22 protein-coding genes are annotated in these 15,884 nt (G+C 39.3%); 6 read left to right on the top strand and 16 right to left on the bottom strand.

What is annotated here, in order from left to right; translation table 11 throughout:
• Positions 1–116 precede the first annotated feature (116 nt).
• Positions 117–653, top strand: a complete 537-nt coding sequence (locus EII37_RS01240) for a biotin transporter BioY (protein WP_020901479.1) — start codon at positions 117–119, stop codon at positions 651–653.
• A 159-nt stretch (positions 654–812) separates the two neighbouring features.
• Here EII37_RS01240 and EII37_RS01230 read toward each other — a convergent pair whose 3' ends face one another.
• Positions 813–1,028 (bottom strand): YdbC family protein, encoded by a 216-nt coding sequence (locus EII37_RS01230; protein ID WP_000807422.1) that lies wholly within the window; start codon positions 1,026–1,028, stop codon positions 813–815.
• Between the two features lie 98 nt (positions 1,029–1,126).
• On the opposite strand from EII37_RS01230, the gene EII37_RS01225 reads away from it, so the two are divergent.
• Positions 1,127–1,447, top strand: a complete 321-nt coding sequence (locus EII37_RS01225; RefSeq protein WP_042901198.1) for a hypothetical protein — start codon at positions 1,127–1,129, stop codon at positions 1,445–1,447.
• 29 nt (positions 1,448–1,476) lie between these two features.
• Here the strand turns inward: EII37_RS01225 and EII37_RS01220 are convergent, their stop codons facing one another.
• The 8 genes from EII37_RS01220 to rpsP all read right to left on the bottom strand — a co-directional run bounded on the left by EII37_RS01220 (position 1,477) and on the right by rpsP (position 6,286).
• Positions 1,477–1,815 carry an ATP cone domain-containing protein gene (locus tag EII37_RS01220; RefSeq protein ID WP_001196038.1) on the bottom strand — a complete coding sequence of 113 codons (339 nt, stop codon included), beginning with the start codon at positions 1,813–1,815 and terminating at the stop codon, positions 1,477–1,479.
• A gap of 11 nt (positions 1,816–1,826) precedes the next feature.
• The gene (gene trmD, locus EII37_RS01215; RefSeq protein WP_124787321.1) at positions 1,827–2,546 is read right to left on the bottom strand and encodes a tRNA (guanosine(37)-N1)-methyltransferase TrmD; all 720 of its coding nucleotides are present in this window, start codon (positions 2,544–2,546) and stop codon (positions 1,827–1,829) included.
• A complete protein-coding gene (gene rimM, locus EII37_RS01210; RefSeq protein ID WP_001105892.1) occupies positions 2,536–3,054 on the bottom strand; it encodes a ribosome maturation factor RimM in 519 nt (172 codons plus the stop codon). The genes trmD and rimM overlap by 11 nt, the downstream gene beginning before the upstream one ends.
• Positions 3,055–3,130: 76 nt before the next feature.
• Positions 3,131–3,988 (bottom strand): alpha/beta fold hydrolase, encoded by an 858-nt coding sequence (locus EII37_RS01205; protein WP_124787320.1) that lies wholly within the window; start codon positions 3,986–3,988, stop codon positions 3,131–3,133.
• Between the two features lie 149 nt (positions 3,989–4,137).
• A complete protein-coding gene (locus EII37_RS01200) occupies positions 4,138–5,040 on the bottom strand; it encodes a DMT family transporter (RefSeq protein ID WP_124787319.1) in 903 nt (300 codons plus the stop codon).
• Positions 5,041–5,380: 340 nt separating this feature from the next.
• Positions 5,381–5,710 carry a MazG nucleotide pyrophosphohydrolase domain-containing protein gene (locus EII37_RS01195; protein WP_124787318.1) on the bottom strand — a complete coding sequence of 110 codons (330 nt, stop codon included), beginning with the start codon at positions 5,708–5,710 and terminating at the stop codon, positions 5,381–5,383.
• 44 nt (positions 5,711–5,754) lie between these two features.
• On the bottom strand, positions 5,755–5,994 hold the full coding sequence (gene kphA / locus EII37_RS01190) for an RNA-binding protein KphA (protein ID WP_000379617.1): 240 nt from the start codon (positions 5,992–5,994) through the stop codon (positions 5,755–5,757).
• 19 nt (positions 5,995–6,013) lie between these two features.
• Entirely contained in the window at positions 6,014–6,286 is a 273-nt protein-coding gene (rpsP, locus tag EII37_RS01185; protein WP_000268760.1) for a 30S ribosomal protein S16, read from the bottom strand.
• Positions 6,287–6,462: 176 nt separating this feature from the next.
• On the opposite strand from rpsP, the gene EII37_RS11080 reads away from it, so the two are divergent.
• From EII37_RS11080 to EII37_RS01170, 4 genes are all read left to right on the top strand, one after another.
• On the top strand, positions 6,463–6,606 hold the full coding sequence (locus EII37_RS11080) for a hypothetical protein (RefSeq protein WP_185695933.1): 144 nt from the start codon (positions 6,463–6,465) through the stop codon (positions 6,604–6,606).
• A 376-nt stretch (positions 6,607–6,982) separates the two neighbouring features.
• Positions 6,983–7,579: a DUF3796 domain-containing protein gene (locus tag EII37_RS01180; RefSeq protein WP_124787317.1), complete on the top strand. Its 597-nt coding sequence runs from the start codon at positions 6,983–6,985 to the stop codon at positions 7,577–7,579.
• Between the two features lie 2 nt (positions 7,580–7,581).
• The gene (locus EII37_RS01175; RefSeq protein ID WP_001041099.1) at positions 7,582–7,806 is read left to right on the top strand and encodes a helix-turn-helix transcriptional regulator; all 225 of its coding nucleotides are present in this window, start codon (positions 7,582–7,584) and stop codon (positions 7,804–7,806) included.
• A 305-nt stretch (positions 7,807–8,111) separates the two neighbouring features.
• A complete protein-coding gene (locus EII37_RS01170) occupies positions 8,112–8,915 on the top strand; it encodes a peptidylprolyl isomerase (RefSeq protein WP_124787316.1) in 804 nt (267 codons plus the stop codon).
• A gap of 54 nt (positions 8,916–8,969) precedes the next feature.
• On the opposite strand, the gene EII37_RS01165 is transcribed toward EII37_RS01170, so the two are convergent.
• The 7 genes from EII37_RS01165 to EII37_RS01135 form a co-directional block, all read right to left on the bottom strand.
• Complete coding sequence (locus EII37_RS01165) at positions 8,970–10,511, bottom strand: ABC-F family ATP-binding cassette domain-containing protein (protein WP_000025383.1); 1,542 nt, start codon at positions 10,509–10,511, stop codon at positions 8,970–8,972.
• Between the two features lies 1 nt (position 10,512).
• The gene (locus EII37_RS01160) at positions 10,513–10,995 is read right to left on the bottom strand and encodes a VanZ family protein (RefSeq protein ID WP_084928630.1); all 483 of its coding nucleotides are present in this window, start codon (positions 10,993–10,995) and stop codon (positions 10,513–10,515) included.
• Complete coding sequence (rlmN, locus tag EII37_RS01155) at positions 10,995–12,080, bottom strand: 23S rRNA (adenine(2503)-C(2))-methyltransferase RlmN (RefSeq protein WP_084928631.1); 1,086 nt, start codon at positions 12,078–12,080, stop codon at positions 10,995–10,997. The genes EII37_RS01160 and rlmN overlap by 1 nt, the downstream gene beginning before the upstream one ends.
• 20 nt (positions 12,081–12,100) lie before the next feature.
• Positions 12,101–12,631, bottom strand: a complete 531-nt coding sequence (locus EII37_RS01150; protein ID WP_084928632.1) for a YutD family protein — start codon at positions 12,629–12,631, stop codon at positions 12,101–12,103.
• A gap of 155 nt (positions 12,632–12,786) precedes the next feature.
• A complete protein-coding gene (sodA, locus tag EII37_RS01145) occupies positions 12,787–13,392 on the bottom strand; it encodes a superoxide dismutase SodA (RefSeq protein WP_061586884.1) in 606 nt (201 codons plus the stop codon).
• Between the two features lie 321 nt (positions 13,393–13,713).
• Positions 13,714–14,751, bottom strand: a complete 1,038-nt coding sequence (gene holA, locus EII37_RS01140; RefSeq protein ID WP_124787315.1) for a DNA polymerase III subunit delta — start codon at positions 14,749–14,751, stop codon at positions 13,714–13,716.
• Between the two features lie 32 nt (positions 14,752–14,783).
• Entirely contained in the window at positions 14,784–15,719 is a 936-nt protein-coding gene (locus tag EII37_RS01135; protein ID WP_124787314.1) for a dihydroorotate oxidase, read from the bottom strand.
• Positions 15,720–15,884 lie beyond the last annotated feature (165 nt).

The raw sequence follows: 15,884 nt of genomic DNA, 5'->3' as shown, positions 1-15,884 counted from the left end.
CCAGTCAGCAAAATCGGCCGTTACAGTTTTTTGTTACCTTTGTTACGAAAACAGGTTGACAATAATATTAAATTAAGTATAATAGTTACTATACATAAGAAAAGAGGTTAACTATTTTGAAAAAAGCTCACGTTTATGCTATCCCTGCTATTGGAGCTGCTCTCATTGCTGTTTTAGCACAAATCAGTCTTCCAATTGGACCTGTTCCCTTCACTCTGCAGAACTTTGCAATTGGCTTGATTGCTACTGTCTTTAGACCGAGAGAGGCTGTACTTTCTGTTGGACTCTATCTTCTTCTAGGTGCCATCGGTCTTCCTGTCTTTGCGGGAGGTGGAGCTGGATTTCATGCTTTGATTGGTCCTACTGCAGGCTATCTTTGGTTTTATCTTGTTTATTCTGGACTTACCTCTTCTCTAACTAACAGTGATAGTGGTTTTGTCAGAATTTTTCTAGCAAATCTCTTGGGAGATACACTTGTCTTTGTCGGTGGAATCATTGGATTGCATTTCCTAGCTGGAATGCCATTTGAAAAAGCTCTTGTTGTGGGGGTATTTCCCTTTATCATCCCAGATCTTGGTAAAATTATTGCTATTAGTTTTATTAGCCGTCCATTACTTCAACGCCTTAAAAATCAGGCTTACTTTGCTAACTAAAAAAGGATATCGAGTTGTAATGACTCAGTATCCTTTTCTTTCATTTTGAAAACTTATACTCTTCGAAAATCAAATTCAAACCACGTCAGCTTCGCCTTGCCGTACTCAAGTACTGCCTACGGCTAGCTTCCTAGTTTGCTCTTTGATTTTCATTAAGTATTAGTTACCTTTAAAGGCATCCACCATCGTTTGAAATTCTTCATTGGAGAGAGTAATCCCTTTGCCCATTTTAGTATGGTCTGGACTCCAAGCACGAATATCAAACTTTGCAGGGGCACCATTAAAGCTCACACGGTTGATTTCCTTAGTCCAACCTTTTTCATTTTCAGAAAGAGTCAACAAGTGCTCTTCGATTTCAAATGTAAATTCTGCCATTTTCTTCTCTTTTTTTAGCTTTCATTAGTTTATTCGTAAAATCTTGTAGATTTTAGGAAAATTTTATATAATATTGATATAAAAGAAGGGAGGCCAATATGAGACATAAATTCCAGCAAGTTCTAGATAAAATACATGACTTTTTAAATGGACATGACCAACCTGACCATACTGAAAGCAACTCCCTTACAGCCACTATTGAAGAGGCTATCCAGAAACAAACTGCTGTTCACCTTATCTTGTCTGAGACAAGCTTTACAGGTGACATCATCAAATACGATCAGCAACGCCAGCAAATTATCGTGAAAAATTTTGCTAAAAATGTCAGTCGTATTATCCGCATAAGCGATATTCAACGCCTGCGATTTGTCCCTTCAACTGTCCAAACAGCTCAAAAAAATAGATTTAAGAAAGAGTGAGATGTAGTTGCTTCATCCCACTCTTTTTCTTAGCGAATTTGTTCAAAATGTAAATGAACAGCGATATGGTCTCCATAACCACTTCTTTCTAAGTCACGTTGTAGACGATAGGAAATGTAGTGTTCTGCAATGGTAATGTAACCTGCACCCAATAAACGATGCTCAACCAAAGACTGAATCATGCTAATGGTAGCACGTTCCACCTTGGCTTCTTCCAAATCCAAAACCACTTTCTTAGTGACTTGTGCAAGGTTTTGACGCAAATCATCTGTCAATACATAGACAGTCTGGGCTGCCTTTAAGATAGCTTGGTAAATCTTATCTGGATTAAATTCAGCAATTTCTCCATCACGTTTGATTACTTGCATAGGTTTCTCCTTTATTCTTTGTTTTCTTTGATTTCTGCCAGCATTTTTTCTTCTTCTACTGTCAGTTGATAATGTTCAAGCAAATCCGGTCTGCGTTCATAGGTTTTCTTTAAACTCTCATACAGACGCCACTGACGAATCTTTTCATGGTGTCCACTCATCAGTACATCTGGGACAACCATGCCTCGATAATCATAGGGACGTGTGTACTGAGGGTATTCAAGAAGGCCTGAAGAAAAACTATCATCTTGGTGGCTAGACTCCTTGCCAATCACTTCTGGAATCAGGCGTACCGTAGCATCAATCATGGTCATAGCCGCCAACTCTCCACCAGTCAAGACATAGTCGCCTATGGAGATCTCATCTGTCACCAAGGTCTTAATACGCTCATCATACCCTTCGTAGTGACCGCAGATAAAGATCAGTTCCTCTTCTTGAGCCAAATCTTCAGCGTAAGCCTGATCAAACTGCTTGCCAGCTGGGTCTAAGAGAATGACGCGCGGATTTTTCTTTTCAATAGCGTCAAAGGCATCGAAAATGGGTTGGGCTCGGAGCAACATCCCCTGACCGCCTCCATAGGGCTCATCGTCTACATGGCGGGCCTTTTCAGCATTTTCTCGGAAATTATGATACTGGATATCCAAGAGCCCTTTTTCTCGAGCCTTTCCAACGATTGAGTGCTCCAGTGGAGAGAACATCTCTGGAAAGAGGGTTAAAATATCAATCTTCATCGTCTAACCCTTCTAAGATTTCCACATCGACCCGGTTATTCGGAATATCAACATTGAGAACCACTGGTGGAATATAAGGTAAAAGCAAGTCACGTTTGCCTTTTCGCTTGACTACCCAGACATCGTTGGCACCTGGTTGTAGGATTTCCTTGATAGTTCCAATCAAGTTATCACCCTCATAGACTTCCAAACCGATAATCTCGTGATAGTAGAATTCACCATCATCTAAATCGTTTAAATCTTCCTCAGCGACCTTGAGACTGTATCCCTTGTACTTTTCAATAGCATTGATATGGTACATATCTTTGAATTTAATAATGTCAAAGTTCTTCTGTTTACGGTGACTAGCGATAGTCACTGTTTGGACAAACTGATCTTTTTCATCAAATAAGGCTAGCTCAGCCCCTTTTTTAAACCGTTCTTCTGCAAAATCCGTCACAGACAAGACTCGCATCTCACCCTGCAACCCCTGCGTATTGACGATTTTCCCAACATTAAAGTAGTTCATCTTGTCTCCTGTAGTCTATTTCTATCCTTTATTTTATCACGTTCCAAGGATTTTCTCAAGTTGGATAAATCTCATCTTACAGAGCTACTACTTCTTCAAAGAATTCACCAATTATCTGATTAAACTCTTCAGGATGATCATTCATCGGTTGGTGTTTACTATCTGAAATCGTTACTTGACGCGCATTGGGATTTAAGGCAATGATACCATCGTAAATCATTTTTAGGTGTTTGGGAAAATCATTTTCGCCTCTTACTAATAGCATAGGAGGATTTCCATGATAACCCTCTATCTCATGGACAGCCAAAAAACCTGTGATTCCAAGGTTCAAGAAAACATCTCGCCCAGTTTCTTTGATGGCCGTCTTGACCAATTCTCTTGTGATAGGGTTATCACTACACATTTTTGAGTTTTTATCAGCAATCATCTTCCAAGGAATCGTTTTATACATAAGAGAACTATATTTTATGCGATTTCTCTCTTTATCTGATAGGTAACGATGTTGTCCCCAACTATCTACCATGACCAAGGCTAGGACTCTTTCTGGATGGCGATAGGTGTACTCTTGAAGTGGATTTCCTCCCCAAGAATGACCAACCAATACCACCTTATCTAGCTGGAAATAGGATAAAATAGCATCTACATCTTGAACAGCGCCTTCCAGGTCAGGTAGGCCAACTTTCATAGGTGATTCCCCCTGTCCTCTAACATTGACAAAGTAGAGGTCAAATCCTTCAAAGGCATCATACTGGTGGGCCCACATCTGACTACGGCCACAAGCTCCATGATAAAAAATAATGTGGCCTTTATTTGTATTTCCATGACGATGATAAACAACCAAATCACAATCTACGACTGGTATAACGTGACGTACCAAAGTCTCAGGTTTTCTGTTATAAAAAGCAATAGCTTCAGCTATATCATTTTGCTTCATTTCTAAACTCTCTCTTCTTTATCCTAGTATTATTCTTTTTATCTATTTTATCATGCTATATTAAAATCATCATTTTCTAAACTTAATTCCATTAAAAATTTTGAATTTTCTGTATCATTTAGATTAAGAAAAAGACTGCTAAGCAATCTTTACTTTCTTCTCATCAGATTCATGCCTAAAATTCCAGCAATAATCAAAGTTGCTCCGATGACATGGTAGCTATAAATTGGTTCGTGGAGGATAAGGGCTCCGGCTAGAATGGTCAAAACTGTTCCAAGATTACCAAAGACACTGACGGTTGATGCTCCAAGTCGAACAATAGCATAGATAGAGAGACTACCAGTCACTATAGAGGCTAGAATTCCCAAATAGAGCATAGAAAGTAGATAAGGAAGCTGTCCGAGCGGTGCAACGTAAGCTAATATATTGCCATCTAGATAGTGCGAGGTCAGACTCAGCGTATTAAAGGTGACGAAGCCAACAAATATCACAATAGCTGTCATATCCATAGCCCGATAGCGTCCTCCTTTGGACTTGCTGAGGATATTGTTTATTGCATTGGCGAGAACAGATCCCAACATCAAGAGAAAGCCAAAGCTAGCAGTCTCAGTACCAAAGTTAGCTCCTTTACTAAGGAAGATGAAAACTACTCCTGCTACGGATAAAAATAAAAAGAACTTTTGAAGCAAGCTTGTCTTTTCCTTGAGAAAGGTCGATGCTAAAAGGAGCGTAAAAATCGGAACAAGAGCCTGTAAAATTCCAGCTTCAGAAGACGATATATACTGTAAAGCAAAGGATTGAAAAATAAAAAAGAAAAGCGGATAGAAAAGACTCATAGGAAGAATAGAAAGAATATCTATTCTACTTAAACTCACTTTGATAAGTTTGGTTTGATGAAGAACGACCATTACTAAAGCTGCGATTGTATAGCGATGCGCTAAGTTTGTAAGAGGACTGGCATAGCCTAAAGCAATCTTAGTAAATAAAAAAGAAAATCCAATGATTGCTGAAAAGGATAAGGCTGCTAGGTAAGCTTTTGTTTTCTCGTTCATAGATTGTTACTCCTTTTAAAAATAGCTATTCTCAAGATTGATTGACTATAATTCGTTGAGACTGTCTTTCCATTGTAGCATAGTAGAATCCTAGATGCTATTTCTAGGATTAGTATTTTATGCCTACTATCACTCTTTCAAGTTGATAAATGCTTTCTCGTTGCCTATAAAGGAGGCAGCTATGCTGACCTGCTTTTCTCGTTCTTGTCTCACAAGTTCTAGCTTACCTGCCTCTTGGAGATTCCTCACTTTGATAGTATAATCCGCCACTTTCCTTGCTTTATCTTTCTTATATTTACTAATACCCTCTTTATTAGTAAAAAATTGATTTCTTATCGTCTTAGAGGTCCCCCTTCAAAAATCCTTCCAAATCTCGTTCATGCTGATATTTGATAGCCGCCTTTTTGTCTTTTTCAAAAATGGTCTTGGTTAGATCTATGTCGTTGATGGCCGCAATTGCGACAGTGTAGTGAATGATATCAGCCAGTTCTTTTGCTAGTTCCTCGTTAGAATCTTGAACCCCATCTTTTCGACCAGAGCGACCATTCAAAACCTCAGCTACTTCTCCGACTTCCTCCACTAGCTTGATAAAAAGACCTTCCTCAGTCCGAGACTGCTGGTAATGTTCCAGTAAGTAGTCTTGTAATTGTCTAAACGTTAAATCCTTCATATCCTGCTCCTTGCAAAAAAAGCGAGACATTCGTCCCGCCCTTCTTATTTTTCGTCAATAACGATTCTTACTTTTTTGTCTTCAGTTGGGACAGAGTAGACAATCGTTCTTATCGCAGAAATTGTGCGACCCTTACGACCGATTACACGACCCACATCGCTTTGATCAAGATCCAAATGATATTCCAAAAATTCTGGTGTATCTTCAATCTTGATAGTTAAGGCATCTGGTTGTGAAATCAAGGGTTTCACAATCGCAATAATGAGATTTTCAATCGTATCCATCTGTCAACCTACTTTAAACTTATTTTGAGAATTTAGAATCGTGGAATTTCTTCAATACACCTTCTTTTGAAAGGATGTTGCGAACTGTATCTGAAGGTTGAGCTCCATCAGCCAACCATGCAAGAACGCGATCTTCTTTCAAAGTTACTTGGTTTTCAGCAACAAGTGGGTTGTAAGTTCCAACTGTTTCGATGAAACGTCCGTCACGTGGTGAACGTGAATCTGCTACGTTGATACGGTAGAAAGGTTTTTTCTTAGAACCCATACGAGTCAAACGGATTTTAACTGCCATTTTTAATATCTCTTTTCTTTTATTTTTTAGTTCGGTGAAATAGCTGAGCTATTTAGCACATGTTCTATTATAGCAGATTTCTAAGAGGTGTCAAGAAAAAAACTTGACAGAACTTAAATTTTTTTATTTTTTAGAAATATGTAGACGAATTGGGATAAGTTAGAAAGAGAAACTTTATGAATACTACTTTTGATACTATCTATAAATATTACCCTGTTAAGTCCTATATCTCTCCAAATCGTGATATCGAAGCTTGGCTCCTAAATCCCAAGCCTGTTCCTAAGCGAAATATCAAGGCTTTTCAGAACGATATCTACTGATTAATTTCATAAAATATGAATCAATAGATTATAAATAGGGGAATAGTTTAGTTCTGTAAAAATTAACTTCTACACCTACAAAGCTTATTCTGAAAGACTTTATAATAGTCTAAGAAAAAGTAGAGATTCATACAGTATCTAGATTTTCCAAAAATTCTTTATCATCAAATATTATTAACGAAACTGTACAAATCAAATCCGATACATTGCTTCAAAGAATTCTTTAGTTGTTTGACTATCGAGGGCTTTTATTAAAAAAATTTTTCAAATAATTGCCACCTTGGCACATAAATTCTTGCTTTTCAAATTTAAATGTGATATATTTATAACATAAATTTAAGTGTTATATATTTATAACACAAAAAAGGAGTCTATCATGAAAAAAAGTCAAAAAATGCGTGGCCTCATTGCAGTGATTGCCGTAGCTCTCTTTATTGATTTTACTGTTTTATTTGGTTCTAATCTTAGTTGGGAACCCAAGTTAGTCATTACTGGTATTTCAGTGTTAGGTCAAATTGTAGCTATTTGGGGCTGGCTACATAGGAAACCACGGCCTCATAAGAGTCAGAAAGGTAAGGGAAAGATTATTTTTGACTTGTCTGCTAAGCTTTACGCGATACTTGTGTTTGCAGCAAGCATTTTTTATACAGTAGGAATTTGGGTTTCGAACCCAAGCGAAAGTTCTGGTATTAAAGAATGGATTTTAGGAATTGGCCTCGTTATTGAAGTGATTGTATTTGTTTTTTTCTCCTTGAAAAATGTCAAGGAAACTCCGGACGAACGCTTTTATGCTAATTTAGCCAAGGCAGCTAGCTTGATGTTTGTTTTTATACTAGGCGCACTGATGATCCTAGCAGTTATCATTGGGTATATGGGGTCTCTCACTCTTTACATGGGACAGATATTTATTAGCATAGCTGCCTTGATTTTCATCTTTGCGGTTGTCTATTTTATCTTGGAACGTAGAGGATAAGCATGGCCAAAGAAAGCAAGATTATTACTAATCTCAAATCTGTTCGTGAGTCCACAGGCATGACCCAGCAGGAATTAGCCGACCGCATCGGCATGCGACGCGAGACAATTCTGCACTTGGAAAATAACCGTTACAATCCTTCGCTGGAGATGGCTCTTAAAATTGCTCAAGTTTTTAATCTGAAAGTAGAAGACCTCTTTGAACTCAGACAGAAAGAGGAAGCATAATTCTTTTCGAGACCTAGTATTAAGTTCATTGATTAATTAGGAATTGAAGGCAAAAGAAAAAATCCTTTGAAAATGTGCTCTTTTAAAATATAGTAATTCTTTCGAATTAACCTTTACTAATTGTGATGCTTTACGAGCTTTCTTAAGATCTGGTTCCCTAAATACTTTGAGTACACTTATGGTATTGATACCTCTAAACAAGCGACTTTCAGGTTGGCTTCCTCTTAAACTGTCTTGTCACTAACATTTGAAATCCCCTTCCTTTTAGGGTACAATGGTAGAAATGAATTTTTGAGAGGAACAGAATGAAAAAACTAGCAACCCTTCTTTTACTATCAACTGTAGCCCTAGCTGGGTGTAGTAGCATCCAACGCAGTTTGCGTGGTGATGACTATGTAGATTCTAGCTTGGCCGCTGAGGAAAGCTCCAAAGCAGCAGCCCAATCTACCAAGGAGTTAAACGATGCTTTAACAAACGAAAACGCCAATTTCCCACAACTATCTAAAGAAGTTGCTGAAGACGAGGCTGAAGTGATTCTCCACACAAGTCAAGGAGATATCCGTATTAAACTCTTCCCTAAACTCGCTCCTCTAGCGGTTGAAAACTTCCTCACTCATGCCAAAGAAGGCTACTATAACGGCATTACCTTCCACCGTGTCATCGATGGCTTCATGGTTCAAACTGGAGATCCAAAAGGGGACGGTACAGGTGGTCAGTCCATCTGGCATGACAAGGATAAGACTAAAGACAAGGGAACTGGTTTCAAAAACGAGATTACTCCTTATCTCTATAACATCCGTGGTGCTCTTTCTATGGCTAATACTGGTCAACCAAACACCAATGGTAGCCAGTTCTTCATCAACCAAAATTCTACAGATACCTCTGCTAAACTCCCTACAAGCAAGTATCCACAGAAAATTATCGATGCCTACAAAGAAGGTGGAAACCCTAGTCTAGATGGCAAACACCCAGTCTTTGGTCAAGTGATTGACGGTATGGATGTTGTAGATAAAATTGCTAAAGCCGAAAAAGATGAAAAAGACAAACCAACTACTGCTATTACTATCGATAGCATCGAAGTGGTGAAAGACTACGATTTTAAATCTTAAAAAACAAAAAATACAGTACCCACATTCGGTACTGTATTTCTTTTACTCTCATTACTAAGTTAAATTATTAAAATCCCAGATTTGGTCCATCCAGCCTTCATAAAAGTCTGGTTCGTGGCAGACCATAAGGATAGATCCCTTGTATTCTTTAAGAGCACGTTTGAGTTCATCCTTGGCATCCACATCCAGGTGGTTGGTTGGCTCGTCCAGCACTAAAACGTTGTTTTCACGATTCATCAAGAGACAGAAACGCACTTTTGCTTGTTCCCCACCTGACAAGACCTGAATTTGGCTTTCAATATGCTTGGTTGTCAAACCACAACGAGCAAGGGCTGCACGGACTTCAGCTTGGTTGAGAGCTGGAAAGGCATTCCATACAGCCTCTAGTGGTGTTTGGCGATTACCGCCTTCTACTTCCTGTTCAAAATAACCGAGTTCTAGGTAGTCACCACGTTCCACTTCCCCAGCGATTGGCGGGATAATTCCCAAGAGACTCTTCAAGAGAGTTGTTTTCCCGATACCATTTGCCCCGATAATAGCAACCTTTTGATTGCGTTCAAAGGTAAGATTTAAAGGCTTTGTCAGAGGACGATCATAACCAATTTGCAAATCCTTGGCTTGGAAGATAAAGCGCCCTGGCGTACGAGCCGGTTTGAAATCAAAGGATGGCTTTGGTTTCTCACTTTGCAACTCGATAATATCCATCTTATCCAATTTCTTTTGGCGAGACATGGCCATGTTTCGTGTTGCAACACGCGCTTTGTTTCGAGCCACGAAGTCCTTGAGGTCCGCAATCTCTTTCTGCTGACGTTCGTAGGCAGCCTCTAGCTGAGATTTCTTCATGGCATAGACTTCTTGGAACTGGTAGTAGTCACCAGAGTAACGCGTCAGCTGTTGATTTTCCACATGATAGACGATATTGATAACATCATTGAGGAAAGGAATATCATGCGAAATAAGGACAAAGGCATTCTCATAGTTTTGGAGATAGCGCTTGAGCCAATCAATATGCTCAGCATCCAAGTAGTTGGTCGGCTCGTCCAACAGCAAGATATCAGGCTTTTCAAGGAGGAGTTTAGCCAAAAGTACCTTGGTTCTTTGCCCACCTGACAAAGAGGTTACATCTGTATCCATGCCAAAGTCCATAACACCAAGGGCACGCGCTACTTCGTCAATTTTAGCATCCAAGGTATAGAAATCACGACTCTCCAAACGGTCTTGGAGTTCTCCCACTTCTTCCATGAGAGCATCAACATCCGCTCCATCTTCAGCCATTTCCATATAAAGGTCATTGATACGGACTTCCGCTTTGAAAAGCTCATCAAAGGCTGTACGGAGAACATCACGTACCGACTGCCCTTCAGCAAGGACGGAGTGCTGATCCAAGTAACCGGCAGTCACATATTTGGACCACTCAACCTTCCCTTCATCTGGCAGCATTTTACCAGTCACGATACTCATAAAGGTTGATTTTCCTTCACCATTGGCACCAACCAGACCGATATGTTCTCCCTTGAGGAGACGGAAGGACACATCTTCAAAAATTGCACGGTCACCAAAACCGTGACTCAGATTTTTAACTTCTAAAATACTCATTTTAATTCCTTATCTTGTTTTTATGTAATCGTTTATAGAGGAGCCAAGCGATATAGCCACCCAAGGTATTGGTCCACAAATCATCAATCTCAAAGACTCGATTAAAATCAAAGAAAAAATCTAAGACTAACTGCGTACACTCAATTCCTAGGCTCAGAAGAAAACTGAAAAAGATCACTTTTCTTGTTTTCCGCAAGTTTGGAAGGAGATAAAGGAGTTGGAAAATCAGAGGAAAAAGCAAGAAGACATTGAGGATATTTTGTAGAAAAAGCCAACATAATTGTCCTATGTCACTCACTTCACCCAGTTTCCAGAGAGAATTGAAAGGAGTCAAAAGAAAAACCAGGCGTCCAAGATGCTGAATACCTGGAGTTTCCACTCCCACGGGAGAATGTTCTTGAGGAGTAAAGCAAAAGTAAACGATACAAATGCTATAGAAAATGACTCCCCAGACCAAAATATGATTATAAGTTTTCTTCATCATTAAGGATTGACTACTGCGACTGCTTTCTGGCGGTCACGTTTCATTGTATTAGAACGCAATTGTCCACAAGCTGCATCAATATCAGTACCATGTTCTTGACGAACAACACAGTTGACCCCTTTTTTCTTAAGCGTATCATAGAAGGCCAGGACGCGCTCTTTAGGACTACGGCTATATTGGTCATGCTCACTAACTGGGTTATAAGGAATCAAGTTTACATAAGACAATTTCTTGATATTCTTGAGCAATTCAGCCAATTCCAAGGCTTGTTCTACACCGTCATTTACTTCATTGAGCATGATATACTCAAAGGTCACACGACGATTTGTTGTTTCGATGTAGTACTCAATAGCAGCAAAGAGTTTTTCAATCGGAAAGGCACGGTTAATCTTCATGATGCTTGAGCGCAATTTATTGTTAGGTGCGTGAAGGGAAACGGCAAGATTGACCTGAACTCCTTCATTAGCAAAATCACGAATTTTATGGGCCAAACCTGAAGTTGAAACCGTGATGTGACGAGCACCAATAGCCATTCCCTTGTCATCATTGATAGTACGAACGAAATTCAAGACATTGTTGTAGTTATCAAAGGGCTCACCGATTCCCATGACAACGATATGGCTGACGCGTTCATCCTGACCACGCTCATCAAAGTATTTCTGAACCAGCATGATTTGGGCTACAATTTCCCCATTATTGAGGTCACGTTGCTTCTTAATCAAACCAGAAGCACAGAAGGTACAACCGATATTACAGCCGACCTGAGTGGTCACACAGACTGACAAACCATAGTGCTGACGCATAAGTACTGTCTCAATTAACATACCATCAGGTAATTCAAAGAGATATTTGACCGTACCGTCAGCAGACTCTTGAACAATACGTTGTTTCAAGGGATTGACCACAAACTGCTCATTGAGCTTAGCAATCAAATCCTTGGAAAGGTTAGTCATTTCTTCAAATGACTGGACACGTTTACGATAGAGCCATTCCCAGATTTGATCTGCACGGAATTTCTTTTCTCCCTGCTCCAATACCCATTCCTGCATGGTTTGACGTGTTAAACTATAAATTGACGGTTTCATTTCTTCTCCTTATTCTCTACTCACTTCTGACGAATGACAAAATGACGTTGCCCCTTGTCCTCTTTCTGAGAATGCTGGTCTTTCTGACGACGTCTACTTTTCTTATCTGCATTCGGTTTTCGTTTAGTTTGAGCTGGTTTCTTTCCTTTTCTAGAAGGTGTTTCTTCTTCCTTCTTACGCATTTTCTTGTCAAATGATGCTCGCTTAGGGGCTTCATTTTCTAGGACAAAATAGGCACAACCATAACTACAATACTCTAAAAGGTAGTCTTGTAAACGACTGATTTTTTCAAGTTTTTCTTCTGTTCGTTCATCCTTGTAAAAACCACGTAGACGAAGCTGTTCGTTGCTCCAGTCTCCCACGATATAATCAAACTTGGTTAAAACTTCTGAAAAACGCTGATTAAAAGCCGTCACATCGAAGGCATCCTTGCTATTTTCCACCAAGGAAAAAGCTATCCCTTCCGTTTCGACCTTGTCCCCGTGTAAATGAAACTCAGGACCAGGAAACTTGTTATAGTTGTATAATTCAGGTGCAATTTCTTTTCGCATAGATATCCTTTTTCCACGATTACTTAATACTTTATTCTACCATAATTTCTAGCAGTTAGCACGTTTCTCATAAAAATGAAAAAAGTCTGACGATTTGTCAGACCAAAATAATATAACCTAAAAAAGAGAAGAACAATTCTTCCCTACATATACCATTATTTAGCAGCTGCATACAATTCATCTACTTTATTCCAGTTGATTACTGAGAAGAAAGCTTTGATGTAGTCAGGACGCACGTTGCGGTATTTCACGTAGTAAGCATGTTCCCAAACGTCCAAGCCCAAGATTGGTTTTTTACCTTCTGAGATTGGTGTGTCTTGGTTTGCTGTTGAAGTCACTTCAAGCTTCCCTTCTTTGTTAACAACCAACCATGCCCAGCCAGAACCGAAACGAGTTGTTGCTGCTGCAGTGAAGGCTGCTTGGAATTCTTCAAATGAACCAAATGTTGCATCGATTGCTGCTGCAAGTTCTGCTGAAGGAGCTGTTTTCTCAGGAGTCATCAATTCCCAGAAAAGAGCATGGTTCAAGTGTCCACCACCATTGTTAATAAGCGCTTGACGGATATCAGCTGGGATAGATTCTACATTAGCAAGCAAGGCTTCAAGGTCTTCACCGATTTCAGGGTGTTTTTCAAGAGCTGCATTGGCATTGTTGACATAAGTTTGATGGTGTTTGTCATGGTGCAAGTGCATTGTTTCCGCATCGATGTATGGTTCCAATGCGTCGTATGCATATGGAAGATCTGGTAAGATAATAGCCATCTGTAATACCTCTTTTTCTTTCTATATGAAAATGATAACGCAAACATTCACTTTTTTCAAGTTTTTTGCTTATAGATGAAGAAATCACTGAAATACTTTCTAATAATACTCTTCGAAAATCTCTTCAAACCGCGTCAGCTACGCCTTGCCGTAGATATGTCTTCGTCAGTCTTATCTACAACCTCAAAGCAGTGCTTTGAGCAACCTGCGGCTAGTTTCCTAGTTTGCTCTTTGATTTTCATTGAGTATAAAATAAGCAAATCAGCAAGAAACCCACGACAAGATAATCCTGATGCGGGATAAAAATTTTTTGAAATAGGATTAATTTACCTGACTAGCAATCTGTAAGAGTGCCTTTTCAAAAAGGAAACCTTTTTCATAAAGACCTGTCTTAATCTGATAGTCTGTCTCAATCAAATAGGAAATAGCTTGCTTCAAAAAGCTCAAGGAAAGTCCTCGTGAATCTCTCAGCGCAAACTTAATCTGATAGGGATTAGGAGTGCGTCCTAGATAACTACCTAAACTACTTGCTATCTGCGATTCTGTTTGCCCAGACTCTGACAAAATTTTCACCTGAGTAAAGGTTCGAAATTGTCCTAGCATGACTGCAATCAACTTGATTTCATCTTCCCCTTGCAAGGTCAAATCTCTAACCAAATCGCGCGCCTGGTTCATCTTTTTAGTCAGAATAAACTGAGTTAAATCAAAAATATTGTCCTGTAAGGTCTTAGGAATTGCGTTAACAATATCATCTTCCTCGATAACAGAGTCTTCCTTATAGGACTGTAAAAAGAGGAGATTTTTCTGGATTTCGCTAAATTGAAAACCCGACTTGATGAGGAGATTTTCAAAAGAATTCTTGGTAAACTGCAGACCTTGTTTCTGACTCCACTTTTGGAAATACTGGCTCAATTCTTGTTCTTTTACTTCTACTGCATCAAAGACCTTGGCATCACGCTTAAGTAATTTAACCAACCGTCTTTTGCTATCCAACTTTCCTTCTGCAAAGATCAACAACTTGGTTGTTGGTGAAGGGTTATCAAGGTATTCCTCAAATGACTTGAGCTCATCATCTGTTAAAAAGCGCTTTTTAGCAGTCGTGATATCGACAAAATGATCCAATATCACGATTTTCTCATCCGCAAAGAAAGGAAGGCTGACCAACTCCAGTTCCACATCCTTGTAGACCACTTCTTTTATATCAAAGTAGGCAAAGTTGAGATCGGCAGAATCATAACCAATCTGTTTCAATACTTGACTCTTCATAACTTCAAACTGACCCTGATCTGTCCCTGTAAATAGGCTCAGACTAGGTAAATTTGATAAAGTCAACTTCTGGCTTTCTTCAATGGCTAGCATCGTCTCTCCTTTCTTCTGATTTTTTAATGAATTTAATCAATATAGCGCAATTTCCCACGGAAATCTTCTAGGCTTTCGTACCCTTTTTCCGCCATGATTACTTTCAGTTCATTGGTAATACGATCAAAAGCACCAACTCCTTCTTTGTGAAGGGTGGTCCCCACCTGCACCATACTTGCTCCACAGAGGATATGTTCAAAGGCATCACGACCAGTCAAAACGCCACCTGTTCCAATGATTTGAATTTGAGGATTTAAGCGTTGATAAAAGGCATGAACATTAGCTAGAGCAGTTGGTTTAATATACTCCCCACCAATGCCCCCAAAACCATTTTTAGGACGAATAACGACAGACTCATCTTCTATATAAAGGCCGTTTCCGATAGAGTTGACGCAGTTGACAAACTTGAGCGGATACTTGTTGAAAATAGCTGCCGCTTGGTCAAAGTGAACAATGTCAAAATATGGTGGCAATTTGATTCCAAGAGGTTTGGTAAAGTAGGCAAACACCTCTGCCAAAATTTGGTCAGTTGTCTCAAAATCATAGGCAATCTGAGGTTTACCTGGAACATTTGGACAGGAAAGATTTAGCTCAGTCAGACCACAAAAATCACTCTCTTGGACTTTTTTCAAGATAGTATGGGTTTCCTCTGGAGACATTCCAACTAGAGATAGGAAGAAAGTTCGGTTTGGCTCTTTTTCCTGTAAATCCAAAAGATAGTCCAAATAGTAGTCTAAACCATTATTCGGTAATCCCATAGAGTTGATAGAACCCAGTGGGACATCTTGATAGCGTGGCTCAGGATTTCCCTGACGAAATTCCAAGGTCGCTGTCTTAGTGACAAAGGTTCCCGCTGCTGAGTTTTTAACCCCTTCTAGCTCCTCTATCGTCATACAGGCCACCCCTGCTGCATTCATCAAGCAATTGTCAAACTCAAAACCAGCAATTTGCGTTTTCGTTGATACCATGATTCTGATCCTCCAGATTCCTTTTATTGCTAATATTATACCACATTTTCAGATTTTCTCTTTAAGAAAGGCATTTATAAGAAAAATGTTCGTTTTTTATCTACTTCCAAAAATTCCCAAACCAAATTGAGTGAATTTTTAGAAAATTTTTGTTTTTCTCTTTAC

The sequence above is a fragment of the Streptococcus sp. OH4692_COT-348 genome, assembly GCF_003859975.1.
Classification (GTDB): Bacteria; Bacillota; Bacilli; order Lactobacillales; family Streptococcaceae; genus Streptococcus.
The sequence above is the reverse complement of the archived record's forward strand: the minus strand, read 5'-3'. Positions and strand labels throughout refer to the sequence as shown.